The organism is Pseudomonas sp. B21-028 (assembly GCF_024749045.1).
Lineage (GTDB): Bacteria > Pseudomonadota > Gammaproteobacteria > Pseudomonadales > Pseudomonadaceae > Aquipseudomonas.
Map to the genome: position 1 here is coordinate 3244442 of NZ_CP087184.1, position 25390 is coordinate 3269831.

The window sequence follows — 25390 nt, forward strand, 5'->3', positions numbered from 1 at the left end:
TGCCGCCGCTATCGCGAGCAGGCTCGCTCCCACAGGGTGTGTGGTTAACCGAGTAGTCTACAAAGCACTATTCCACAAATCCGTCACCAGCATGCAGCCCGGCGCGTGGGTGATGCACAGCGGGGGACGGGAGGCCTGGACCACCGATTGCGGGGTCACGCCACAGGCCCAGAACACCGGGATTTCATCCGCTTCGATCGGCACGGCGTCGCCGTAGTCCGGTGTGTCCAGGGATTGAATGCCGATCAATGATGGGTCGCCGATGTGTACCGGGGCACCATGGACGTTGGGCATGCGCCCGGTGATCTGGATCGCCTGGATCGCGGCGGCGGCTTTCATCGGCCGCATGGTCACGACCATCTTGCCGGAGAGCCGGGCGGTGGGGCGCGTGTCGATGTTGGTCCGGAACATGGCGATGTTGCGGCCCAGATCAATGTGCCGCAGGCGAATGCCGGCTTCCAGCAGCGGTTGTTCGAAGGAGAACGAACAGCCCAGGGCGAAGGCGACCATGTCGTCCTGCCACAGGTGCTCGATATCCAGTGGCTCTTCGCTCAGCTCGCCGTCACGGAAGACCCGGTAACGGGGCACTTCGTGGCGGATATCGATGGCGTTGCCCAGGTTGCGGAAGTACGGATCCCCGGGTTCGGTCACGTCCAATATCGGGCAGGCCTGGCGATTGAGCGTGCAGTAGCGCAGGAACTCGTTGGCCCAATCGCCGGGCAGGATCACGATATTGGCTTGTACCCGTCCCTTGCCCAGGCCACTGGTGTGCCCTTGGTACCGGCCGGCAGCGATGCCTTGGCGCAGGGCGAGGGGGTCGTATTGTTGCAGTTGTTCAAAAGACAGGGCTGGGAGGGACATCAAGGTTTCTCCATGGGGTCGTCCGTTCTTTGTAGAAAACCCGGGCGATGACGTCCAACAAGGAATGTTGGTACCCCGTGACAAATAAAAGTTATTCGAGCGAGAGCGGACCGTTCAGGCCTGGCGCCGCCACCATGCGTTGCGGACCGACATCAAGGGCATATTGCCCAACCACCTGGCGGCTCATCTGGACGATGCTCTCGATCAACTCCAGTCCCACGCCCGCGCGCCAGGACGCGACGACGTTCAATTGGGGCAGGGAAGTGCCCGGTTCCAACTGGATCAGCTCGCCACTCGCCAGGGGTTTGGCCACCAGTGCCGCGGGCAGGGCACCGATACCGAAACCGTCGCGAATCAACCGTGTCATGGCCGACACCGAGTTGACGCAACTGACTCGTGGCGAGTTGACCCCTTGGGCGTACAGCAAGTTGAGTACATCCTGATGCGGCCGTGACTGCTTGACGAAAGTGATGATGCGCTCACTCGCCATCTCGGCCAGCGAAGCAAAGGGCCGGGCATAGATCGAATGACTGGCGGCGATCCAGTGCATGGGGTAGTGCCCCAATTCGAGGTTGCGCACGCTTTCGTGGCGGACCAGGTCGGTCTGGAAAGCGATGTCCAGATAACCCTTCTGCAACTGGTCGCACAGATTGCGTGCAGCATCGGCAGTGATTTCGATTTCCACCGCCGGAAAGGCCTGCATCAGCATCGACATCAACGGGCTCAGCCAGGTGTGGATCACCGTATCCATCACGCCGATGCGCACCAGGCCTTGCTGCTCGTTGCCGGTGTCCAGCGATTGTTTCAGCGCACGCTGGACTTCGAGCATCTGCTCGGCGTAGTTGAGCACCTTCAAGCCCTCGGGCGTCAGCGACACACCCCGGGAATCGCGCACGAACAGGCGCAGGCCCAACTCGTCCTCCAGCGATGCGATCCGGGCGGAAATCGCGGCCTGGGTGCTGAACATCTTTTCGGCGGTCAGGCTGAAACTCTGCAGGCGGGCAACCCAGACGAAGGTTTCGAGGAACTTGAGGTTCATGACGGCTCTCTTGGGGCTTGTAGTTCTTATGATTGCAATTGTTACTCCAGATCGGGCCATTGAACGCATCAATTTTTCTTATGCCCGATCTGCTTTTTTTCCCGTTTGACGCTTTCAACCCGTGGCGCGAAGAATCCACCCCGACGACGCAGCTCACTGCGCCCGTGTCCCAACGACAACGTCTTCACACAAGAATAACGAGGCGCTCGCAAAGCCCCCCGAGAGGGTTCGCTCGCGCCGATAAAAGGAGCACGCATGCAGCATTTCAGATCCTCCCCACGGATATACGCCCCGATCGGCACGGTGCTTGGCTTGAGCTTGATCGGCGTGCCCGCCGCCCAGGCGGACTTCATCGCCGACAGCAAGGGCAGCCTGGAGGCGCGCAACTTCTACTTCAACCGTGACTTCCGCCAGGAAGGTTCACGGGACAAGGCCGAGGAATGGGCCCAGGGCTTTTTGCTGCGGATGGAGTCGGGCTATACCGCCGGCACCGTCGGCTTCGGCCTGGATGCCTTGGGCATGGCCGGTTTCAAACTGGATTCCGGTGGTGGCACGGCGGGTACCAACCTGTTGCCGGCGGATTTGTCCGGAGGGTCGCAAGACCGCTACGGCGAACTGGGCCTGACCGCCAAGGTGCGCGTGTCCAACAGCACCCTGAAGGCGGGAACGCTGCAGATCAAGGACCCGGTGGTGAGCTCCAACGATACGCGGCTGTTGCCGGCGACGTTCAAGGGCGGACTGCTGAATGTGCAGGAAATCGATCGATTGAAGCTGACCGGTGGGCAGTTCACCCAGATCAACGTCGTCGATTCCACCGATTATCAGGACATGACCGCGAACCGCATCGGCGGCACCAGCGACAAATTCCAGTTCGCCGGAGCGGACTATCAGTTCCTGCCGAACCTCACGGCGCAATACCGTTATGGAAAGCTGGAGGACATCTACCAGCAGAACTATCTCGGATTCGTCCACACCCTGGACCTGGGAGCCGGTCAATCGCTCAAGAGCGACGTGCGCTATTCGCGCAGCACCGAGGAAGGCAACTTCCGCAACATCGACAACCAGGCCTTTGGCGCACTGTTTACCTACAGTCTGGGTGGTCATGCCTTGGGCCTGGGTTACCAGCGCATGAGTGGCGACGATCCTTTCCCGTACATCAGCCGCAGCGACCCGTACCTGGTCAACTTCGTCCAGATCGGCGACTTCGCCAACATCGACGAGCGCTCCTGGCAAGCCCGCTATGACTACAACTTTGCCGCCCTCGGTGTCCCTGGGTTGACGTTCATGACCCGCTACATTTCCGGTGACAACGTGCAGCGCGCAGCGCCGGGGGAGGGCAAGGAGTGGGAACGCAACACCGACATTGCCTACGTGGTGCAGGACGGCACGTTGAAAGGGCTCGGATTGAAATGGCGCAACGCCTCGGTACGCTCGAACTTTGGCAACGACCTGGATGAGAACCGGTTGATTGTCAGCTATACGATGGCGCTCTGGTAAGCAGGGACGTGCATCAAGGCGCTGTTCAAATGAACGGCGCCGAAAATAAGTTAAAAAATATAATCAATTTTTTCATGGGCTTGTGGTTTTTGCTGTCTGGTCCAGATTCTCAGTAAGCGGTGCCGCCCGATCGCGCCGTTGCGCGACATGATCCTGTTTTTGGGTTAATCCCAGTGTTTACTGGCTATAAATCCATCCATCCGACTTCTGAAAAATAAGGAAACCTACGGGTTTCCTTTGTTCTGTTTTTTGGCATACTCCACCCTGCGAGTCGGCAGAGGTGCCTGCTTGCCCGGTATTAGTACTGGCTAATAACAATTTCACCAGCAGGTACCCACGCCATGAGCATTCTCGGTCATCACGCTACAGCGGCCACCACCGAACAACTCGCTACCGCGCTCGCACGAATGAAGCACGCCCACCTGGACGAAGGGCCCGCAAGCCTGGAGTTGCGCCGTGACCGTCTGGATCGGGCGATTGCCCTGCTGCTGGATAACCGTGAAGCCATCGTCGCGGCGGTGTCGGCGGACTTCGGCAACCGCAGCCGCGAACAGACCCTGCTGTCGGATATCGCCGGTTCGGTGGCGAGCCTCAAGCATTGCCGCGAGCACCTGGCCGAGTGGATGCAGTCAGAGACGCATCCGGCCCCGTTCCCCGGTTGTGAAGCGCGGGTCGACTACCAGCCGTTGGGCGTGGTGGGGGTGATCAGCCCGTGGAATTTTCCCATCGTGCTGGCCTTCGGGCCGCTGGCGAGCATTCTCGCTGCCGGCAACCGGGCCATGCTCAAGCCCTCGGAGCTGACCCCGCGGACTTCGGCGCTGCTGGACGAGCTGATCGCCCGCTATTTCGACGAGCGCGAACTCTGCACGGTATTGGGCGATGCCGAGGTCGGGGCGCTGTTCAGTGCGCAACCCTTCGACCATCTGATCTTTACCGGCGGCACCTCGGTGGCGCGGCACATCATGCGTGCCGCCTCGGACAACCTGGTGCCGGTGACCCTGGAGCTAGGCGGCAAGTCACCGGTGCTGGTTTCCCGTAGCGCCGACCTGGCTACCGTGGTGCAACGGATAATGACGGTGAAGACCTTCAACGCCGGGCAGATCTGCCTGGCTCCGGACTATGTGTTGCTGCCGGAAGAGTTGCTGGAGGACTTCGTCGGCGAGGCCATTCACTTCGTCAGCGCCATGTACCCGACCCTGCGCAGCAACGCTGACTACACCTCGATCATTAACCCGCGCAACTTCGACCGCCTGCGAGGTTACCTCGCCGATGCCGAGGCCAAGGGCGCGCGACTGGTGGAGATCAACCCCGCGCAAGAAGACCTGGGCGACCGCGAGATCCGCAAGATCGCCCCGACCCTGGTGCTCGATCCCAGTGAGCAGATGCAGGTACTGCGCGAGGAAATCTTCGGCCCGTTGTTGCCGATCAAGACCTATCGCGACTTCGCCACGGCCATCGATTTTGTCAACGCGCAGCCACGGCCGTTGGCGGCCTATTATTTCGGCGAGGATGCGAATGAGCGCGATCAGGTGCTGGAGCGCACGACGTCAGGCGGCGTGGTGATCAACGACGTGATGAGCCATGTGCTGTTCGAGGCATTGCCCTTTGGCGGGGTCGGTCACTCGGGCATGGGGGCCTATCATGGCGTCTATGGTTTCCGTACCTTCAGCCATGCCAAGGCAGTGGTGGTGCAGAGCGCTATCGGTGAGTCCAACCTGGCGATGCGCGCGCCTTACGGCCCGATGATCCATGGTCTGCTCGATCACTTGCTGACAGCCAACTGAGCCACCTGGGAGCCTGATCATGAACCTGTTGCAAACGCTCAAGGCCAAGCTGCTGCGCGCTCTTGCCAAGCGCATGAAGGCCAAGTTCATCTACGACGCGGCACGTTATCCGTTGCGCTCGGTGGACCAACAGTACATCCCGACGACCTGGGGGGCGGCACGGGCCTTGTTCTACTGGCCCGATGTGCCGACCGGGGAACCCCTGCCGGTGTATCTGAACCTGCATGGCGGTGGATTCGTCGCCGGGGTGCCGGAACACGATGACAGCTATTGCCGCCGCCTGGCCCATAACCTGAATTGCCTGGTGGTCAATCTGGATTATGTCCTGGCCCCCGAGCATCCTTTTCCGGCGGGTTTGCGCCAGAGCTTCGAGGTGCTGGAGTGGCTGGCCGGGCAGGGCGCGGCGCTCGGTATCGACCCACAGCGCATCGCTGTCGGCGGGCACAGCGCCGGCGGTAATCTGGCGGCCGGTCTGGCGAATCTGGCGCGAGGGCACGAGCGACTCCGGGTCGTGCACCAGATCATCGACTATGCGGCGCTGGACGTCTCCCAAGCGCCTGAACTGAAGCGCTCGACGATCGACAAGCCGCTGCTCGGTCCGGGCCTGATGCGCTTCTTCAACCAATGTTACCTGAGCGACCCGGCCCAGGCCCACGATGTCCTCGTCTCGCCATTGTTGGCACCGGTCGAGGCACTGAGGGGGCTGCCTGCCGCCACGTTGATCACTGCCGAGTACGATATCCTGCGCGCCGAAGGCCAGGCCTATGGGGAGAAACTGCGTCAGGCCGGCGTTGCGGTGAACGAAAGAATGTTCCCAGGCTGCGATCATATGTTCACTCACCTGGGGCCGGATGCTTCTGCGGATGAGGCCTGGCAGTTCATCGAGGATGCGCTGCGCGGGGCTTTTGAGGGGATGATGGAAGAGGTCGATGGCGCAAGGGTCGGAAGTCTCTGAGCACCCCTGTGGCGAGGGGATTTATCCCCGCTGGGGCGCGCAGCGGCCCTCAAACAGGCAGCTCGGTGTGTCATGTTAAAGGCGTTGTCTGTATGGGGGCCGCTTCGCAGCCCAGCGGGGATAAATCCCCTCGCCACAGGTACTATGTTGCTTGTTCGATTAACGCTAGCCAGGATGCCCGTCATGCCTGAAATCACCCCACAGGCCGTCAGGCGCGGTCGTCCGCCGTTGCGCAGTCGCGAAGAGCAGATGAGTCTGTTGCTCGATGCGGCGGCGCAGATACTCGGCAGCGGCAACTTCGCCAACGTCACCATGGACACCATCGCCCGCGCCGCTGGTATCTCGAAGAAAACCCTGTACCAACTGGTGGCGAGCAAGGAAGCGCTGCTGTCGCAATTGGTGGCCCGGGACCTGTCGACCCTCGAACTGTTGTTGGAAAGCGGTATCGACTGCGCCGAGGACCTGCTCAGCGAACTGCGCATGTACCTGACCCTGTGGGCGCGCCTGACCCTGTCGCCGTTGGCGCTGGGGCTGTACTTGATGGCCGTGCAAGGGCGCGAGACTGCACCCGACATCGCCAGGATCTGGTACCAGGAAGGTGCCGGACGATGCCTGGGCCTGTTGCGCAGCTGGTTGGACAAGGCTGCGGGCAAGGGGCTTCTGGTTCAGGAGGATGTCGAGCCGGCGGTCGAACTGATCGATGCGTTGTTGATCTCGCAACCGCTCAAGCTGTTCACCCTTGGCGTCCAGCAGAGCTGGTCCGACGAACAGATCGGCCAACGGGTCGACGTGGCCCTCGAGATGTTTGGGCGTTGTTTCATCCAGCGTGGGCCAGCCCAATAACCTGTGGCGATAAAGCCGTGGCGAGGGGATTTATCCCCGCTAGGCTGCGCAGCGGCCCCAAGAACAGACAACTCGGTGTGTCATGCTAATTGAGTCGTCAGTTTTGGGGCTGCTGCGCAGCCCAGCGGGGATAAATCCCCTCGCCACAGTTGATTTCAGTGGTGCCTTGAGCTTGCGCTATTCACCGCCCGAACGTCGTGACAGCCGATAAGACAATTGAGCACGGGTCAGCCCAAGCCGGCGTGCGGCCTCGGAGACATTGCCTTTCACCTCGGCCAGGCAATGGTCGATCATCGTTTCTTCAATCTCCTGCAGCGACAGCCGACTCAAGTCCTTGCCACCGAACAGAGCCTGGATCGCGTCATTACCGGCCTGGGCCGGCGCGACGGGCGCAGGGGTGGACGGGTCATTCGGGGCGGCCGCCAGTTGACCGCGGGTGCCAATGGAAAACATCGGCTGGGCCAGGCGTTCGCCACTGGTGAACAGGTGGGCCAAGTCGATGGCACCGCCATCCGGCGCGCTGATCACGCCGCGCTCCACCAGGTTCTGCAGTTCGCGGATGTTGCCCGGAAAGTCATAGGCGAGCAGGGTGTCGGCCGTGCGCGGGGTGAAGCCGCTGATCTGCCGGCCATGATGGCGGGTGAAGCGGTGCAGGAAGTGGGTCATCAGCAGCGGGATGTCTTCCTTGCGCTCGCGCAGGGGCGGCAGGTGGATCGGGAAGACATTCAAGCGAAAGAACAGGTCTTCGCGAAACTCGCCGCGTTGGGCAGCGGCACGCAGGTCGACGTTGGTCGCGGCGACTACCCGCACATCGACCTTCAAGGTACGACTGCCGCCCACTCGCTCGATCTCACCTTCCTGCAAGGCCCGTAGCAGCTTGCCCTGGGCGACCAGGCTGAGGGTGGCAATTTCGTCGAGGAACAGGGTGCCGCCATCGGCGCGCTCGAAACGCCCGGCGCGGGATTGAGTGGCCCCGGTGAAGGCCCCGCGCTCAACGCCAAACAGCTCCGACTCCATCAAGTTCTCTGGAATGGCGGCGCAGTTGATCGCGACAAAAGGCGCATCGTGCCGCGGGCTGATGCGGTGCAACATGCGTGCGAACATTTCTTTGCCGACGCCGGATTCACCGGTGAACAGCACCGTCGCCTGCGTCGGGGCGACTCGGCGAAGCATGTGGCAGGCAGCGTTGAAGGCCGAGGAAATACCGACCATGTCGCCGTCCTGGGTCGGTTGCGGATCGGCTTGCGGATTGGACGGCAATGCACCCTTGCCGCCAGGGCTGGGAGGTACCGTGCTACGCCCGCCGCTGCTGACGAAAGGTTCGGCCTTCAGGGCGGCCAGGTCCTCTTCCGCGTCGTCCCACTCTTCCGCGGGTTTACCGATCAGCCGGCAGATGCTGGAACCGGTGGAGCGGCATTCGACCTCACGGTAGAGGATCAATCGACCGACCATCGCCGAGGTGTATCCGGTGGCATAACCGGTCTGCATCCAGCACGCCGGCTCTGTGCCGATGCCGAAATGGGCGATGTGCTCGTCATCCTCGCTGGAGTGGTGCCAGAGGAATTCGCCGTAATAGGTGCCCAGGTTCATATCGAATTCGAAATGCACCGGCTCGACTTTAACCGCGCCTTCGATGGCGTGGATAATCGGGCCGGCGGCGAACAACGCCAGGACGTCGGCCTCGGGGAAGCGTTCCTTGATCAGTGCCGCATCCCGCGCACCGCAGTGGTAGCCGGTGCGCAGCAGGATGCCACGGGCACGGGCCAGACCCATGCTTTCAATCATCTCCCGACGAAGCGCGCCGACGCCGCTGCTGTGCATCAACAGCATGCGTGCGCCGTTGAGCCAGATGCGCCCGTCGCCCGGGCTGAACATCAGGCATTCGGTCAGATCCTGCAGGGTAGGGGCTGCGCCGGGAGGCAGCTGCTCGCTGGCGCCGCGCACGTGTTTCTTTCGGACTCCGCCGGAGAGTTCGGCCAGGGAGATCAGCTTGTCTGCCATCGGAAATCCTTAATATGAGTAATCATAATCCGCATAGTGCAGCATGAATTTGCTGAAATCATCACTTTTTTCGGTCCCCGATTTTTCCCGCCTTACCTCGATATCCATCAAGAATGCTTGTATACCGCGAGCTTGAGCGGTCGCCCGATCATTGCCGAGAGATGGCATATCGCTTGCTACAACTAGTTACCGAGCTTAACTAGTTCGGCAATAACAACATGACTTGGCTGCCGTCCTCGGAAGGGGCAGTACAAGCACGAACCGGGAAATCCGTATGAAGCTGACCAGCAAAAGGATTGTCGTGACCGGGGTCTCCTCGGGCATCGGCGCCGAGACCGCCCGAACCCTGCGGGCCCACGGAGCGATCGTGATCGGCATGGATCGCAACGAGCCCAACCTGAGCCTGGATGAATTCGTCCAGGCCGATCTCAGTCATCCCGAAGCCATCGATGCGGCCGTGCGCCGTTTGCCGGAACAGATCGACGGCTTGTGCAACATCGCCGGGGTGCCAGGGACTGCCGATCCGCAGCTGGTGGCCCAGGTCAATTATCTCGGTCTTCGCCACCTCTGCGCGGCGGCGCTGCCACGGATCCGTGCCGGCGGCAGCATCGTCAACGTGGCCTCGATCCTCGGCGCGCAATGGCCGCAGCGTCTGGAGCTGCACAAGGCCCTGGCCCGCACGGAAAGTTTCTTTCAGGGCCAAGCCTGGCTGGCCCAGCACCCGGTGCCCCAGGAGAGCTGCTACCAGTATTTCAAAGAAGCCCTGATCGTCTGGAACTACGTGCAGGCCCAGCCCTGGTTCCTGCAGACCTCGGTGCGCATGAACAGCGTGGCGCCAGGCCCGGTGTTCACGCCCATCCTGGGGGATTTCGTCAGCATGCTCGGTCAGGAGCGCGTCGAGGCCGATGCGCACCGCATGAAGCGTCCGGCCTATGCCGATGAGGTGGCGGCTGCCATCGCCTTCCTGAGTGCGGACGAATCCCGCTGGATCAATGGCGTCAACCTGCCGGTCGATGGCGGCCTGGCGTCCACCTATATCTGAACGAGAAACCACCGCCTGCGCAGTTGCGGGCCGCTCATTGCCGTTCGTTTTCCAGACAACACGTTTCCAAACAACAAGAACAATGAGGAACACCATGCACAACACTCGATGCTATCCGGGCTTCAAGCGTTCCACCCTGGCACTCTCGGTGTGCCTCGCCGGGCTGGCCTCCCAGACCCAGGCCGCACAGATCGATCTGGGCGACAGTGACTGGCGCCTGCGCTGGGACAACACCATCAAGTACAGCCAGGCCTGGCGCCTGCAAGGTGCCGACGACCACTTGACCAACGCCTCCACGGCGGGTGGCTTGTACCCTTCGATTCAGGGGCAGGGCGACAAGAACTTCAGCCGAGGCCTGGTCTCCAACCGGCTGGACCTGTTCAGTGAAATGGACTTGAGTCGGGAACACTACGGGCTGCGTCTCAGCGGGGCAGCCTGGTATGACGATATCTATAACAAGGACACCGACGACAGCGCGAACTCGCACTTCCTCAGCGACACCCGCGAACTGCACGGGCGCGACGCCGAACTGCTGGATGCCTTCGTGTTTCTGCGCGGAGAGGTCGGTGACGCAAGCCAGGGCACCGTGCGCCTGGGCCGGCATAGCCTGATCTATGGCGAGAGCCTGTTCTACGGCAGCAACGGCATCGCCGCCGCCCAAGGGCCCACCGACGTGGTCAAGCTGCTCAGCGTACCTGGGACCCAGTTCAAGGAAATCCTGCGCCCGGTCAATCAAGTGTCCGGCCAATTGCAGATCAACCCGCAGCTGTCCGTCGGGGCCTATTACCAGTTCGAGTGGGAGCGTTCCAACGTACCCGGAGCGGGCAGCTACCTGAGCGATAACGATGGCATCGGCAAAGGGGCAGGGGATTGGACCGAGGTGTTCGGCAACACCACCGTGCATGCCTCCGACATCGAGGCCAAGAACTCGGGACAGGGCGGCCTGCAACTGCGCTTCAAGCCCGAAGGCACCGAACTGGAGCTGGGCTTCTATGCCGCCCAGTATCACGACAAGACCCCGAGCGCGCTGTACGCCTACCTGGACGGTGCGGCGGCCGCCGCCACTGGACTGCCGATCCTGAGCTCCTATCGCCAGGTCTACGCCGAAGACATCAAGACCGTTGGCGCCAGCTTCTCCACGGCTTATGGCCCGTTCAACTTCGCCGGCGAGACTTCGGTGCGCTGGAATGCGCCCCTGGTGAGCAACCTGCAAGTGGTGACACCGGGAACCGCGGCGGACAACAGCGGCGACGCGCTCTACGCCAAGGGCAAGACCGCCCACGTCAACCTGTCGACGATCTACCTGCTGTCGCCCGGCGCGCTGTGGGACGGTGGCTCGGTGCTTGCCGAACTGGCGTGGAACCGCACCCTCAGCGTGACTGACAACCCGGGGGCATTGGACCCCAACACCACCCGGGATGCCACCGCGCTGCGGGTACTGGCCGAACCGGCTTACTTCCAGGTGGCCGACGGTCTCGACCTGAGCGTGCCGGTGGGCTTTGGCGTGGGTCTCGACGGTCGCTCCTCGGCCGTCAGCAAGGGCGGTTTCGGCAACTCACACGCCGGTGACTGGAGCGTAGGGCTCAAGGCCACTTACTTGCAGCGCTGGGACTTCGGCATCAACTACGTGAACTTCTTCGGCAAGGCTGCGGCAGGGCTGAACGAGGCGGGCAACTTCAGCTATGCGCAATCGCTGGCCGACCGTGACTTCGTCTCCATGTACGTGAAAACCACATTCTAATAAGAGGTTTCATCCCCTATGCAAAGCCAATTTTCCTTGCGTATGTCGGCCCTGGCCATTGCCTTGCTGAGTGCCGGCGTGGTGCAGGCGGCGGTTTCCCCTGATCAGGCCGCCCGGCTCAATACCGACCTCACCCCCATGGGCGCCGAGCGCGCGGGCAACAAGGACGGCAGCATTCCGGCGTGGACCGGGGGCTATACGACAGTGCCGGCGGGCTATAAGAACGGCGACAAGCGTGCCGATCCATTTGCCGCCGACAAGCCGCTGTACTCGGTCAGCGCAGCCAACATGGCGCAATACGCCGATCAGTTGTCCGACGGCGCCAAAGCCTTGCTGCAGAAATACCCGGGTTATCGTCTGGACGTCTATCCGACTCACCGCAGCGCCGCCGCGCCGCAGTGGGTGTATGACAACACCTTGAAGAACGCGACCCGCGCCACCCTCGAAGTGGACTCGGAAAAAGTCAGCGGTGCCTATGGCGGCATTCCGTTCCCGTTGCCACAGAACGGGACCGAGGTGCTGTGGAACTACCGCCTGTCCTGGCAGGGGGGCGACACCTTCTATTCGCCTTTCGATACCTGGCTGATGACCGCTGGCGGCAAGAAGATCCAGGCCACCCGGGCGCGTTTCTGGTACCAGAGCCCTTACTACTTCAAGGAAGGCAGTCTCGAAACCTTCGCGGGCAAGTTCCTGATCGGCAAACTGGCCACGGAGCTGCCATCGTCCAAGGCCGGCGAGGGCCTGATGACCCACTGGGACATGGACCCTGGCAAGCGCGCCGCCTGGCAGTACCTGGTCGGTCAGCGTCGGGTACGGCGAGCACCGAACATTGCCTATGACACGCCGGACTTCGTCACCTCGGGCGTGGGTTTCTTCGATGAGGCCTTCATGATTTTCGGTCCGACCGACCGTCACGACCTCAAGCTGGTGGGCAAGAAAGAGTTGCTGGTGCCCTACAACAACAACCGCGCGGCCGCGGCGAAGAGCGACGACCTGGTCAAGCCGAACTTCCTCAACCCGGATCTGGTGCGCTGGGAGAAACACCGGGTCTGGGTGGTGAATGCCACGCTCAAGGAAGGTAAGCGTCATGTGGTGCCAAAACGCACCTATTACGTCGACGAGGACTCCTGGCAGGTGCTGCTGGTGGACGGTTACGACGCCCAGGGCAAATTGGGTCGCACCAACTACTCGCTGACCCTGCTGGCCCCGGAAATGCCGGCGCTCACCGCGCAGATGTCGTGGGGCAGCTACAACCTGGAGACCGGCGCCTACTTCCTGAACTCCTCGGCCAACGACCTGGATGTCCAGTACCAGAGCTATCCGCGTCCGTCATCTTCGTTCTTCACCCCCGACGCCATGGCTAACGACAGTTCGCGTTGAGCCGTTGCCCTACGCGCCGGAGCCCCTGGCATCGGCGCGTTGCGTTTGGATAACTCTTGAGTGGTGGTTGGAGCGGATATGATCGGTAACTTTTCACTCGGGCGGGCGTTGTCGGTGATCCTGACGCTGACGGTCTTGCTGATGTCGGGCTGGACGACGGCCAGCCCAAGAATTGCCTCGCTCGATCAGGCGGCCATGCAGAGCGCCAAGGCTACGCATGCCGCGTTGCTGGCGGTGACTCGCGCAGGCGAACGGCTGGTGGCGGTCGGCGAGCGCGGCATCGTCCTGCTCTCCGATGACTCCGGCAAAAGCTGGCGCCAGGCACGGGTGCCGGTCAGTGTCAGCCTGACGGCGGTGCAATTCGTCGATGACGAGCAGGGCTGGGCCGTCGGTCATATGGGCGTGGTGCTGCACAGCACCGACGGCGGCGAAACCTGGGTCAAGCAACTCGATGGCGTCGCGGCGGCGCAGTTGGCGCTGGCTGCCGCGCAACAGGGCGGCGACGCCAAGCCTGTGGAAGACGCCGAGCGATTGGTCGCGGATGGGCCGGACAAGCCGTTTCTCGATCTGTACTTCAGCGACCGTCGCAACGGCTATGTGGTCGGCGCCTATGGCCTGATCCTGCATACCGTCGACGGTGGCGGGACCTGGAAACCGTGGATGCAGCAGGTGGACAACCCCGACGGGCTCAACCTGTACGGCATTCGTGCGGCGGGGGGAGAACTGTTCATCGTCGGCGAGCGGGGTCTGTTATTGCGCTCCAAAGACAACGGCAGCAGCTTCCAGGCGCTCGAATCACCCTATGACGGCAGCTTCTTCGGTCTGCAAGGCAGTGCCAGCGGCGAACTGATCGCCTTCGGCCTGCGCGGCAATGCCTTCTGGTCGGGTGACCAGGGGGCTAGTTGGCGGCGTATCGAAACCGGCCTGGAAGTGGCCTTGTCCGCCGGCACTCAACTCAAGGATGGGGCGCTGGTCCTGGCCAGCCAAGCCGGAGACCTGTTGCTCAGTTCCGGTCGCGGAAGCCGCTTGCGGCATCTTTCCGGCCCGGCCGGCACCTCCATCGCCGGTCTGGTGGCCGCCCCGGATGGCAGCTTGATCTGCGTCGGCCTGGGCGGGCTGACCCGCCTCGATCAAGCCCTTGTCTCGGCGCAACGCTGAACCCTTTGCCAGAGCGCTATTGCACAGCCCATGCGGCCGTATTTGGAGTCCGATGTGAACGACCATAATTCCTCCCTCGAACAGCAAGTGGTGATGGCCCGCCTGGAGGATTTCGATCCGCGTTCCGGCAACCTCGGCGAACGGGCGATCTTCAACCACCGCCCCTGGGTCATGCTGCTCTGCCTGCTGGTGACCCTGGTGCTGGGTTACCAGGCCAGCAAGATCGGTCTCAATGCCAGTTTCGAGAAGACCATCCCGACGTCGCATCCCTACGTGGCCAACTTCCTTGAACAGCGCAGTGAACTGAGTGGCCTCGGCAACTCGATCCGCGTCGCCGTGGCGGTCAAGGAGGGCACTATTTTCGACAAGGATTACCTCGATACCCTCGCCAAGCTCAACGACGAGATCTACCTGCTGCCCGGTGTCGACAAACCCTACATGAAGTCCTTGTGGACGCCGACCACCCGCTGGACCGCCGTGACCGAGGACGGCCTGGATGGCGGCACGGTGATTCCGGACAGCTACGACGGCTCGCCGGCCAGCCTGGATGAGGTGCGGACCAATGTCGCCCGTTCTGGAGAAATCGGCCAATTGGTGGCCGGCAATTTCCAGTCCAGCGTGATCTTCGTGCCGCTGCTGGAAATCAATCCGGCGACCGGCAAGGCACTGGACGCCGGTGAGTTTTCACGGCAGCTGGAAGCCTTACGTGACAAGTACCAGAACGAGCGCATCCAGATCCACATCACCGGCTTCACCAAGATCATCGGTGACCTGATCGCCGGATTGGGGCAGGTCATGCTGTTCTTCGCGGTCGCCGTGCTGGTGACCGTGGCAGTGCTCTATTGGTACACCCGCTGCGCGCGCAGCACGGCATTGGTGGTGCTCTGTTCCCTGGTGGCGGTGCTCTGGCAGATCGGCCTGCTCGCCACCCTTGGCTACGATCTGGACCCGTACTCGGCGCTGGTTCCGTTCCTGGTGTTCGCCATCGGCATGAGCCACGGCGCGCAGAAAATGAACGGCATCATGCAGGACATCGGCCGCGGCACGCACCGGGTCGTCGCGGCGCGCTATACCTTCCGCCGTCTGTTCGCCGCCGGCATGACCGCGCTGCTCTGCGATGCGGTGGGTTTCGCCGTGCTGATCGTGATCAAGATCCAGGTGATCCAGGACCTGGCGATCACCGCCAGCATTGGCGTGGCGGTGCTGATCTTTACCAACCTGATCCTGCTGCCGATCCTGCTCAGCTACATCGGCGTCGGTGCCAAGGCCGCAGCCCGCAGCTTGCGCGCGGAAACCGCCGAGTTGAGCGCGAACACCAAGCATCCGCTGTGGAGTTTTCTCGACCTGTTTACCCGGCGTTCCTGGGCCATTGCCGCTTGCCTGGTCGGCTTGGCCCTGGCCGCCGGCGGGTTTGCCGTCAGCCTGCACCTGAAGATCGGCGATCTGGATCCCGGCGCCCCGGAGCTGCGTCCAGATTCGCGCTACAACCGTGATGCGGCGTTCATGACGCAAAACTACGCGGCCAGTTCGGACATCTTCGTGGTCATGGTGAAAACCCCGGAAGACCAATGCACCCGCTATCCGACCCTGGCCGCGGTCGATTCGCTGGCCTGGCAACTGGAGCAGTTGCCAGGCGTGGAATCCACCAACTCCATGGCCGCCATGAGTAAGGTCGCCGCCGCCGGCTACAACGAGGGCAACTTCAAGTGGTACGAGTTGATCCCCAACGACGGTGCCCTCGGCGCCGTGCAGACCCGCGCACCGCGTGAACTGTTCAACCAGGGCTGCTCGTTGCTTTCGCTCTACGTGTACCTGGCCGACCACAAGGCCGACACCCTGGAGCGGGTGGTGCAGACCAGTGAAGCGTTCATCGCCCAACAGAAACTGCCAGAGGTGAAGTTCATGCTGGCCGCCGGCAGCGCCGGGATCGAGGCGGCGACCAACATCGTGGTGAAGAAGGCCATGCACGAGATGCTGTTCTGGGTCTACGGTGCGGTGATCCTGCTGTGCTGGGTGACCTTTCGCTCCTGGCGCGCGGTATTGGCGGCGGTGCTGCCGCTGGTACTCACCTCGATTCTGTGCGAGGCGCTGATGGTCGGCCTCGGCATGGGCGTCAAGGTCGCCACCTTGCCGGTGATCGCCCTCGGCGTGGGCATCGGCGTCGATTACGCGCTCTACGTGCTGAGTATCATCCTGGCGCACATGCGTGCCGGTGCCTCGCTGTCCGAAGCGTATTACCGCGCATTGCTGTTCACCGGCAAGGTGGTGCTGCTGACCGGCATCACCCTGGCCATCGCGGTGGCGACCTGGGCCTGGTCACCGATCAAGTTCCAGGCCGACATGGGCATCCTGCTGGCGTTCATGTTCCTGGTGAACATGCTCGGCGCCTTGATCCTGTTGCCGGCGCTGGCTTACTTCCTGTTGCCGCAGAGGTTGTTCGCAAAAAAGCCTGAGGCCTGCGGCGTGATGCAGGCGGTCGAAGGGGGCTGAGGGGAGACTCAACGACCGTATTCGCGCGTGCTATCGATCTGCTTCAGGCCTAAGGATAAGAACAATGCTGAAGACAACTGCCCGGCTGCTTGCCAACTGTTCGGTGGGGCAAAAACTGCTGCTCGGATTCGGTCTGGTGTCCTTGCTCGCGGTGGCCGCCATCGCCCAGGGCTTGTATGCCACCGTCAGCCTTCTTGAACACGGCCAGCAGGTCGGCGCCATGGTGGAGATCAATCGCCTGACGCTGCAGATGCGCAATGCGGAGAAAGCCTACGCACTTGATCCCGAGCCTCTCGCAATGCGTCAGGTTCGAGAGCTGATCCAGGCGCTGGGCGCTCAACTCCAGAAGGTGAAGACGGGCGCATCGGGCGAGGATGTGCCGTTACTGACCGCCATGCAGCAATCCGTCGATGGTTATGAAGGCCAGTTCGCACACTTCATCGAACATCAGCGTCTGGCGGTGGACGCGTTGAGCCATATGCAGGAGCAGGCGGAACAGGCCCGCCTGCAGTTCGAGGCTGTCGAACTGGATATGTACGACCAGGTCCGCGGCGTATTGAACAGCGGCCAGGCCCTGGAAGGTGATCCGCTGAGCCTCGCGGAACAGGCCTCGGCGTTGCAGCGAAAACTGCTGGTCACCCGCAACCGAGAATTTCTCTACGTAGAGGAGGGCGCAGCGCAGACGCTCCAAGGCTGGACCGAGTCAGTGGACGAAATGGGTGACGCGCTGGAGCTGCTCCAGGGCCGTGTGGATGAGAACTCCGAAGAGTCCCTGGCGGCGGCTCGGGCGGCGCTGGTCGAATATCGCAAGGCATTCCAGCGCTACCGGGACAGTCGGGCGCTGAGCAAGCAGACGGCCGGGCAGATGGACACCCAGGCCCAGGCCGTGCTGACCCAGGTCGAACAAGCCGCCGCCGATCGACAATTGCAGATGGGCGAGCGGGGCCGTTCGATGATGCGCCTGCAAGCAGTGGGGGCAGTGATTATCGTGGTCCTGGCGTTGTTGGCGTCGCTGGTTATCCGGCATCTGATCGTCGCGCCTCTGCGCGAGGCGTTGCAGACCGCCCGGCGCATTGCCCAGGGCGATCTGAGTGAGGCGGTCGAAGGCATGACGGTGCGTCGGGACGAATTGGGTCAGTTGATGGTGGCAGTTGGAGAGATGACGACCAATCTGCGTCGGCTGGTGGCGCGTATCGGGCTGAGTGTCGAGGGGTTGGGGCAAACGACCCGGACCCTGAGCACAGCCAGCGCCCAAAGCAGCGGGGCGGCGCAACGCCAAAGGGCCGAGACAGAACACGCGGCCACCGCCATGCAGCAAATGAGTAGCACGGTTGCACAAGTGGCGCAGAACGCCGAACAAGCCTCCCACGCCGCCGGCGAGGCCGACCATCAGGCACGTAACGGCGAGCAGGTCGTGCAGATGGCGAGCCAGCAGATCCATCGTCTGGCAGCGGAAATGACCCTTTCCGAACAGGCCATCGAGTCCTTGCAGCGGCAGGTCGAAACCATCGGCAGGGTTGCCGACGTGATTGCTTCAATTGCCGAGCAAACCAACCTGCTTGCACTCAATGCAGCCATCGAAGCCGCTCGGGCGGGAGAGCAGGGCCGTGGATTTGCCGTGGTCGCCGATGAAGTGCGGGCACTGGCACGGCGAACCCAGGCCTCGACCAGCGAGATCGAGACGCTGATCGTCGGGCTGCAACGTCTTTCGCAGCAGAGCGTCGGGCAGATCCAGGGTTGCGGCCGCCTGATGATCGACACCGTGTCGCTGGCCGATCAAGTGAGCTCAGCCTTGGGCGGCATTACCGGAGCGGTGTCGCTGATCGAGCAGATGAACCAGCAGAACGCAGCCAGCGCCGAGCAGCAGAGCATCGTGGCCGAAGAGGTCAGCCGCAATGTGATGCAGGTGCGCAATGAGGCCGAACATTGTGTCGGGGTGAATCAGCAGGTGGTCCTGGCCTGTGGGGATCTGGCTGGCCTGGAGCATGAGTTGCGAGAGGCCGTTGCTCAGTTCCGGACCTGAATCCAGGGTACTCAGGCTCCTGTCATCTCTTCCGCAGGCTTCAAGGCTGTTGCTTGGCGTCGGTCGAGACAACGCTGTCCAAGGTATCCGCACCGGGCACCTTGCTCGGGCCCCACGACCGCTCGCTGCGACATTTGAACTTCACGCCTTTGCGGGGCGTTATGTCCCTGACTTTCGCCATGCACAGCTCTTTAGTGACATAGGTCGGCTCAGTTTTGCGCACATCCACGCAGCCCTCGTCGCCCCTGCAGAGAGTCATAACCATAACGTATACGGTCATCATCCTGATGTTGCTCCCATAGAAGCAATGCAATTGATGCGTCCTGCGTTAAGCCCGGGAGGGCTCAAGCGAGTAGCACTGACAAGCGGATGATGATCCTTCCTTCGAGCCTCCAGCAATGGCGCGCCAATGCCTTCCGTCGGGAAAACGTCACTTCCTCAAATATTGATGATTTCAGAGAAAATAACGCCATTATGTTGGCGTTTTTCCAGTGGCAAACGGTTAAATGCTATGGAGAATCTACAGGCCATGCCTGGCAATCCCTCGGCCGGATAGCGATATGTAATCCGAACGAAAGTCCAGGCAGTTCAGCAAGACGGGGGCAGGGTAGAAGGATGGAAAACAACAGTTGCCGCGAGCAGCTTCCCAGCGCTAAGGCGTTTCAAAGTTCTCGTAGTCCAGGGAGATCGAATCGCTCCTTGGATAGCTGACATACACCATCTCGCCATAGTTACTGGCGACCAAGACGTAGGGCCACTTGCCATTTGCCTTTCGTAGTTGCTCATACAAGGGAAGAAAGAAATCTTTGGTCTGACCCTGAGGGTCGTACGGGACCTCACCCTGAAAAATTGGATAACGTCCACCATTACACAGCTGAACCCGCTCCAGCTTGATGCCGTTTTTCTCCAGTACGGTTCGAGCTGGATGCTGCCAGGTGCCAAGGTCGACATCCTGGCAGTCGCTGGTCTTTTGGGTATAGAGCTCAGTGTGAGGGCTGGATACGCCATGGCCTGGCTGCTCAGGAAGAATAAAGCCAAGGGTAAGAGACATTGCATGATGACGGTCCGAGTTCAAAGGTTCAAAGGTTCAAAGGTTCAAAGGTTCAAAGGTTCAAAGGTTCAAAGGTTCAAAGGCGGATAAGGCTTGCACGGACTTTCTCGCCGAACAAGAGCTGGGTCAGTAGCGTGTGAGCAGAATCTCAGATGCAGCGGCATCGATGTAGATAGCGTAGCGTCCTGAGTCAGAATCCAGAGAGTGCTGGGGCGATGGAGGTTCATACTGGGTGGGAGTTGGTAATATCTTGTTACGCATAATGTATATTATGTTAAACGATATGTGTAGAAGCGTTTATTGGGCAGCACATTCTACACACCCGCCCTCAAGCAACTTTGCCCGGTCGAGGCCTACATCAACTGGATCACCGTGTCAGGTATCGTGGACGGGCCTGTATTCCGCAAGCTCGATCGCTGGGGGAATCTTTCCGACAGAGGCTTCAGGGCCAGCAGCTTGATTCCCCTGCTGCGCCGGATTCAAACATCAAAAGGTAATACCGCGCTCAGCCCAGCACCGGGATCACTCGCGAGGGCTTAACCGATTTGAACGAAAAACTTGAATAAATCTCTTTGACCGCCGGCAAGGTTTGCAGCACCTCTCGCGCAAACTCGCCGAAAGACTCCAGGTCTTTGGCCACCACTTCCAGTAGAAAATCGTAGCGTCCGGAAACGTTGTGACAGGCGACGATCTCCGGGATTTCCAATAGGCGCTGTTCGAAGGATCGAGCCATTTCCTGACTGTGGGACTCCATCATCACGCTAACAAATGCGGTGACGCCGTAGCCGAGTGCCTTGGGCGAAAGAATCGCCTGGTAGCCGGTAATCACTGCGTTCTCTTCAAGAATTTTCACCCGTCGCCAACACGGCGAAGTGGTCAGCGCCACATGTTCGGCCAGTTCGGCGATGGTCAGCCGGGCGTTGCCTTGCAGGGCCGCGAGTAAGGCCTTGTCGGTACGATCCAGCTCGCCGGGCATGTCTTGCCTCCAAATTGTGTTTTTCGGAGCCTTTATTCCAATTTATGGGTTATTTCTGGGTCAATTTGGAATTTTTCTCGTTGAAATTGAGCATAGCATTGTAGGAAATACAGGAGCGTCCAACATGAACAATAAAAACAATGAACTGGGCTTTTCCACCCGCGCCATCCATCACGGCTATAAGCCGCTGGACAACAACGGCGCGCTGATCCCGCCGATCTACCTGACCTCCACGTTCGCCTTCCCTACCGCCGAGTACGGCGCCGGTTGTTTCGCCGGCGAAGAATCCGGGCATTTTTACACGCGGATCTCCAACCCCACATTGGCTCTGTTGGAGTCACGCATGGCGGCTTTGGAAAACGGCGAGGCGGCGGTGGCCTTCAGCTCCGGCATGGGAGCCATTGCCGCGACCTTTTGGACCCTGCTGCGCCCCGGTGACGAGATCATTCTCAACCGTACATTGTACGGTTGCACCTTCGCCCTGCTGCACCACGGTATCGGCGAGTTTGGCGTCAAGGTGCGCCATGTTGACATGTCCAACCTGGCCGAACTGCGCGATGCCATCAGTCCTTCGACGCGCATGATCTATTTCGAATCCCCGGCCAATCCGAACATGCAGTTGGTCGACATCTGCGCGGTGGCTAAGATTGCCCACCATCATCGGAATGTCACCTTGGTGGTCGATAACACCTACTGCACTCCATACCTGCAACGCCCCTTGGAAATGGGTGCGGATGTAGTGGTGCATTCGGCCACCAAGTACCTCAGTGGCCATGGCGATATCACGGCTGGCATCGTGGTTACCAGTCATCCACTGGCGGACCGCATTCGCCTGCAAGGCCTCAAGGACCTGACCGGTGCGGTAATGTCGCCTCAGGACGCTTTTCTGCTGATGCGCGGGCTCAAGACCCTGTCACTGCGCATGGAGCGCCATTGTAGCAACGCCCAGGTGATCGCCGAATATTTACACGCGCACCCGGCCGTCGAATGGGTCACTTACCCCGGCCTGCCCTCCTTTGCTCAGTACGACCTGGCGTCGAGGCAAATGAAGTTGCCCGGGGGCATGATCGCCTTCGAACTCAAGGGCGGCCTGACCACCGGCCGGCGTTTCATGAACGCACTGGAGTTGTTCGCCCGCGCGGTCAGCCTGGGAGACGCCGAGTCCCTGGCCCAGCATCCAGCCAGCATGACCCATTCCACCTACACGCCTGAAGAGCGTGCGCACCACGGGATTTCCGAGGGGTTGGTGCGTTTGTCGGTGGGCCTTGAAGACATCGCGGACCTGCTGGCCGACATCACCCAAGCTCTGGATGCCTGTGCTCAAGGAGGTTGAACATGTCCACCGCTTATCCCCTCGTGGATTGTCGCGCCGTTGAGCATGGCGCCCAACCGAACTGCGTGATCATTTTTCCGCAGCATAGTTGACCAATGCACCGCACCCTGTGCACTATCGAGCAATACCTCTTCGCAACGAATCAACCATGACTCTCACCACTGACCACATGCACTCCGCCAAGGGCCTCTGCGCCCAGGCATGCGCATGCGTGTCCGTTGCCAAGAAATCCAAGAAACAGCCGCTCATTTGACCGGGGCGCTGTCCCGTCAGATGAGCTGACAGGACAGATAGCGCCAGGTCTCCTCCCCCCGCTTGATTCCCATCCCCTCCTCTGACGTTGACTAATCGGTCTGCCTGAGGAGTAAAGCATGTCTAATTTCCGCGGTATCTGGGTTGCACTGGCCACTCCCTTTCATTCGGGACACGTCGACTTCGACGCGCTCGAAGGTTTGGTGAAAACGCTCCTTTCTGAAGGCGTGAGGGGCCTGGTCGTATGCGGCACCACTGGTGAAGCCGCAGCAATGAACAAGGATGAGCAGCTCGAGGTATTGGATGCGGTTCTGCAGATCGCTCGACCTGACCAAGTGATCATGGGGCTGTCGGCCAACAACCTGCAGGAAGTCCAGGCATTCCAGCAAAAGATCCAGAGCCGTGACATCGCCGGTATTCTGGTTCCAGCGCCCTACTACATCCGACCTTCACAGCAAGGCATCGAGTCATTCTTCCAAACAGTCGCTGATGCCTCATCTGTCCCAGTGGTCCTTTACGACATCCCCTACCGAACAGGCGTGAGGATCGAGCGAGAGACGCTGAGAAGGATTGTGCGTCACCCAAAAATCGCAGCGGTCAAGGACTGCAGTGGTGATGTCGAAACCACCATGGCCCTGATCGAGGACGGCAATGCAGAGATTCTGACTGGCGAGGATATCCAGATCTTCACAAACCTCGCCCTGGGCGGAGCCGGCGCGATTTCAGCCTCGGCACACATTCGCCCAAATCTGTATGTCCAGATGATGCAGGAGATGGATAGAGGCGATGTCATATGCGCCCGGGCTACATTTTACCGTCTCCTGCCTTGGATAAAGATGGCGTTTGCTGAGCCCAACCCAGCTGTCATCAAAGCAGCTCTGAGCGTCCACGGCCTGATCAACAACGAGCTTCGTGAGCCCATGCAAACTTGCTCATCAACGACGATGGAGCGACTCAGATCTGTGCTTTCAGATTTGACCTGTCAAAGCGCATAGGTCGGGCGGCGATCTCATGGGTGTGGTGCTACGCCCTAGAACCACCACACCCTAAGCGTCGTGCAGTTTTGGCGTTAATCAGGCTCAGCCAGCGTAGTGAATAGCCATGTGACGAGTTACTGCCGCATGAGTGACAGCCGGCGTAATCAGGCAAGGCGGGGTCGCCGTTCCTTTACTTCAGATCACACAGAACACGATATCATTGTGCCTTCATTGGGTATGCAACACCTGGCTCTGCCCTTTCGATCAGAAACCCGTTCCAGGTGATTAGGAATAATGGAATATGCAAAGCTGGAAAATCAGGACACATCTCCTATTGCTCACTAGCTCGTTACTGTTTGGTTTGTTGTGTGTCGGCGGCCTCGGACTCTTTGGGATGCAATCCGCTGTACGCAGCCTGGAGACAGTCTATCTCGATCGAGTCGTACCCCTTAGAGACTTGAAAAAAATTGCTGACCTATACGCCGTGGACATCGTCGATGCTACCCACAAGACGCGGAACGGCACCTTTACCAAAGCCGAATCGCTGACCCGTATAGAGCAAGCCCAGCGGGAAATCGATCAAACATGGCAAGCCTATAAATCGACGGAACTGATCCCGGCAGAAACGCATCTGATCGCGCAAATCGAGCCACTGATGGACGCCTCCCGCGGGCCATTGCAAAACCTGCAGAGCATGTTGCGTCAGAACGACGATGCCGGTATCGCGCGCTTTGCGACCGATCAGTTGTATCCACTGATTGACCCCTTATCAGCCAAATTCTCCGAGCTGATCGAAGTGCAACTGGTCGAAGCCAAAAGCCAGTTCGATCAGCAGCAGATCGCCTACACCTTTTATCTCAAACTCAGCCTGTTGATTCTGGTCTTGGCGCTGGCCACCGGTGCGGCCTACGGGTTGTACTTTTCCAGGCTATTGAGCCGCCAACTCGGTGCTGAACCCACAGAACTCGCCGCCATCAGCTCGAACATAGCCCAAGGAAAACTGGCCAGTACACAGCTGGATCAGCAACAGCCATCGACCGGGGTTCTGCACTCCGTTCAGGCTATGCGTCATAGCCTGCGCGAAGTGATCGGCAAGATCGGCCATGCTTCCGAGCAGATCGAGGGTACCACCCTGCAATTGTCGGCTTCTTCCGAACAGGGAATGAGCAGTGCCGCCCTGCAAAGCGAGACAGCTTCGTCCATGGCCGCCACGGTAGAGCAACTTTCCGTGAGCATCACCCATATTGCCGACAACGCAAAACAGGCCCAGAGCACCACGCAGAAAGCGGGACAAATCACCGATGACGGCATGGCGGTGATGCACGAGTCCATTCAGGAAATGGGATACATTGCCGATCTGGTTGCGCAAAGCTCATCCGATATCGATCAGTTGGCTATTCAGTCGAGCGACATCAGCCTGATTGTCGGTGTGATCCGGGGCATCGCTGAACAGACCAATCTTCTTGCGTTGAATGCCGCCATCGAAGCGGCCCGAGCCGGCGAACAAGGACGAGGTTTTGCCGTAGTAGCAGACGAAGTTCGCGGCCTGGCTGCTCGTACCGCTCAATCCACCACGGAAATCGTCACGTTGGTCAGCGCGATTCAAAACGGCATGAGCAAAGCCAAAGAGAGCATGGCCGCAGGCTCCGAGCGCGTGACCCATGGCCAGAAACTGGTCGAAAGTGCAGGCGAGTCCATGAGCAGGATCAAGAGCGCGCTGGACGAATCTCTTGCTGCTGTCAGTTTCATTTCGTTGTCGTTGCAGGAACAGCGCGCAGCCAGTGAGCAGGTCGCGTGCAACGTAGAAAAAATGGCACAAAGCGTCGAGGAGAACGCCGCCGCCCAAGGAGGGATCGTGCGAACGACCCAGGAACTCAAGGCGATGTCCAATGGACTGGAAGTGATTCTGCGGCGGTTCAGCGTCTAATCGCAACGACCGCGGGCGGGTAAGAGGCGGGGCTTAGCAATCGGCTAGAGAGTTGAACCT

General features: G+C 60.6%; 18 protein-coding genes and 1 pseudogene. 14 read left to right on the forward strand and 5 right to left on the reverse strand.

What is annotated here, in order from left to right; translation table 11 throughout:
- Positions 1-57: 57 nt before the first annotated feature.
- Together LOY35_RS14075 and LOY35_RS14080 are read right to left on the reverse strand one after the other, a co-directional pair.
- Entirely contained in the window at positions 58-861 is an 804-nt protein-coding gene (locus LOY35_RS14075) for a putative hydro-lyase (RefSeq protein WP_258633428.1), read from the reverse strand.
- Positions 862-952: 91 nt separating this feature from the next.
- Entirely contained in the window at positions 953-1900 is a 948-nt protein-coding gene (locus tag LOY35_RS14080) for a LysR family transcriptional regulator (protein ID WP_258633431.1), read from the reverse strand.
- A gap of 255 nt (positions 1901-2155) precedes the next feature.
- Between LOY35_RS14080 and LOY35_RS14085 the strand changes: the two genes are divergently transcribed.
- The 4 genes from LOY35_RS14085 to LOY35_RS14100 all read left to right on the forward strand — a co-directional run bounded on the left by LOY35_RS14085 (position 2156) and on the right by LOY35_RS14100 (position 6979).
- Positions 2156-3397 (forward strand): OprD family porin, encoded by a 1242-nt coding sequence (locus LOY35_RS14085; protein ID WP_258633434.1) that lies wholly within the window; start codon positions 2156-2158, stop codon positions 3395-3397.
- 341 nt (positions 3398-3738) lie between these two features.
- Positions 3739-5181 carry a coniferyl aldehyde dehydrogenase gene (locus LOY35_RS14090; RefSeq protein WP_258623685.1) on the forward strand — a complete coding sequence of 481 codons (1443 nt, stop codon included), beginning with the start codon at positions 3739-3741 and terminating at the stop codon, positions 5179-5181.
- Positions 5182-5200: 19 nt separating this feature from the next.
- Positions 5201-6136 (forward strand): alpha/beta hydrolase, encoded by a 936-nt coding sequence (locus LOY35_RS14095; protein ID WP_258623686.1) that lies wholly within the window; start codon positions 5201-5203, stop codon positions 6134-6136.
- Between the two features lie 183 nt (positions 6137-6319).
- Complete coding sequence (locus LOY35_RS14100; RefSeq protein ID WP_258623687.1) at positions 6320-6979, forward strand: TetR/AcrR family transcriptional regulator; 660 nt, start codon at positions 6320-6322, stop codon at positions 6977-6979.
- Between the two features lie 177 nt (positions 6980-7156).
- Here the strand turns inward: LOY35_RS14100 and LOY35_RS14105 are convergent, their stop codons facing one another.
- Positions 7157-8980 carry a sigma-54-dependent Fis family transcriptional regulator gene (locus LOY35_RS14105; protein WP_258623689.1) on the reverse strand — a complete coding sequence of 608 codons (1824 nt, stop codon included), beginning with the start codon at positions 8978-8980 and terminating at the stop codon, positions 7157-7159.
- 274 nt (positions 8981-9254) lie between these two features.
- Here LOY35_RS14105 and LOY35_RS14110 point away from each other — a divergent pair, with 274 nt between their 5' ends.
- The 7 genes and pseudogenes from LOY35_RS14110 to LOY35_RS28590 all read left to right on the forward strand — a co-directional run bounded on the left by LOY35_RS14110 (position 9255) and on the right by LOY35_RS28590 (position 18814).
- Complete coding sequence (locus LOY35_RS14110) at positions 9255-10022, forward strand: coniferyl-alcohol dehydrogenase (RefSeq protein WP_258623691.1); 768 nt, start codon at positions 9255-9257, stop codon at positions 10020-10022.
- Between the two features lie 94 nt (positions 10023-10116).
- Positions 10117-11763: a DUF1302 domain-containing protein gene (locus tag LOY35_RS14115; RefSeq protein WP_258623692.1), complete on the forward strand. Its 1647-nt coding sequence runs from the start codon at positions 10117-10119 to the stop codon at positions 11761-11763.
- 42 nt (positions 11764-11805) lie between these two features.
- Complete coding sequence (locus tag LOY35_RS14120; RefSeq protein ID WP_408981255.1) at positions 11806-13143, forward strand: DUF1329 domain-containing protein; 1338 nt, start codon at positions 11806-11808, stop codon at positions 13141-13143.
- Positions 13144-13221: 78 nt separating this feature from the next.
- Positions 13222-14301: a WD40/YVTN/BNR-like repeat-containing protein gene (locus LOY35_RS14125; protein ID WP_408981156.1), complete on the forward strand. Its 1080-nt coding sequence runs from the start codon at positions 13222-13224 to the stop codon at positions 14299-14301.
- Between the two features lie 93 nt (positions 14302-14394).
- The gene (locus LOY35_RS14130; RefSeq protein WP_258633613.1) at positions 14395-16791 is read left to right on the forward strand and encodes an RND family transporter; all 2397 of its coding nucleotides are present in this window, start codon (positions 14395-14397) and stop codon (positions 16789-16791) included.
- 64 nt (positions 16792-16855) lie between these two features.
- Positions 16856-17956 (forward strand): annotated as a pseudogene (locus LOY35_RS28585) (methyl-accepting chemotaxis protein); the annotation flags it as partial.
- The gene (locus tag LOY35_RS28590; RefSeq protein ID WP_408981256.1) at positions 17951-18814 is read left to right on the forward strand and encodes a methyl-accepting chemotaxis protein; all 864 of its coding nucleotides are present in this window, start codon (positions 17951-17953) and stop codon (positions 18812-18814) included. The pseudogene LOY35_RS28585 and the gene LOY35_RS28590, both read left to right, overlap by 6 nt.
- A 652-nt stretch (positions 18815-19466) precedes the next feature.
- On the opposite strand, the gene LOY35_RS14140 is transcribed toward LOY35_RS28590, so the two are convergent.
- Positions 19467-19865, reverse strand: coding sequence for a hypothetical protein (locus tag LOY35_RS14140; protein WP_258623696.1), 399 nt, complete (start codon positions 19863-19865; stop codon positions 19467-19469).
- Positions 19866-20370: 505 nt separating this feature from the next.
- A complete protein-coding gene (locus LOY35_RS14145) occupies positions 20371-20841 on the reverse strand; it encodes an Lrp/AsnC family transcriptional regulator (RefSeq protein ID WP_024777205.1) in 471 nt (156 codons plus the stop codon).
- 124 nt (positions 20842-20965) lie between these two features.
- Here LOY35_RS14145 and LOY35_RS14150 point away from each other — a divergent pair, with 124 nt between their 5' ends.
- From LOY35_RS14150 to LOY35_RS14160, 3 genes are all read left to right on the forward strand, one after another.
- On the forward strand, positions 20966-22174 hold the full coding sequence (locus tag LOY35_RS14150; RefSeq protein WP_047703122.1) for a methionine gamma-lyase: 1209 nt from the start codon (positions 20966-20968) through the stop codon (positions 22172-22174).
- 371 nt (positions 22175-22545) lie between these two features.
- The gene (gene dapA, locus LOY35_RS14155; RefSeq protein WP_258623698.1) at positions 22546-23421 is read left to right on the forward strand and encodes a 4-hydroxy-tetrahydrodipicolinate synthase; all 876 of its coding nucleotides are present in this window, start codon (positions 22546-22548) and stop codon (positions 23419-23421) included.
- Positions 23422-23704: 283 nt separating this feature from the next.
- Complete coding sequence (locus LOY35_RS14160) at positions 23705-25330, forward strand: methyl-accepting chemotaxis protein (RefSeq protein WP_258623699.1); 1626 nt, start codon at positions 23705-23707, stop codon at positions 25328-25330.
- Positions 25331-25390: the final 60 nt, after the last annotated feature.